The following is a 376-nucleotide window of genomic DNA, read 5'->3' on the forward strand; positions in this document are numbered from 1 at the left end:
ATAAGATAACCCTGTCGTAATTGAAAAAATATCTTTGACAGAAAGAAGAGTCCAATTTCTCGGAATCTTCCCATAAGGAGAGTTATCATCTCCTTTTTCGACCATTATTTCCGCCAAATCTTTCTTCTTGAGCTTGCCTTCTTCATAGAGTTTTTGCTTTTCAGCACGAATCATTTCAAGTAAGACTTCGACGGGTTCGTCGTTCGGATCTTGTGCAACTAATTTTCCTTGCATAGCATACTGGAGGATAGATTTTTTCAGTTTATCTGGAAAAGCTCTATCTAACTCTTGGAGTTTATTGTAACTTTCAGCATAGACTTCAACTTGTTCCAAGGCTCGCTCGATGTGAGCAACAATCCGTTTTTGTTCGGCAAGC

1 pseudogene is annotated in these 376 nt (G+C 38.8%); it reads right to left on the bottom strand.

Annotated features, from left to right (window positions below):
* Positions 1-376: pseudogene (locus C1G53_RS09105) on the bottom strand (restriction endonuclease subunit S); the annotation flags it as partial.

Origin of the sequence: Streptococcus suis, assembly GCF_002960445.1 — a bacterium.
GTDB lineage: Bacteria > Bacillota > Bacilli > Lactobacillales > Streptococcaceae > Streptococcus > Streptococcus hyiners.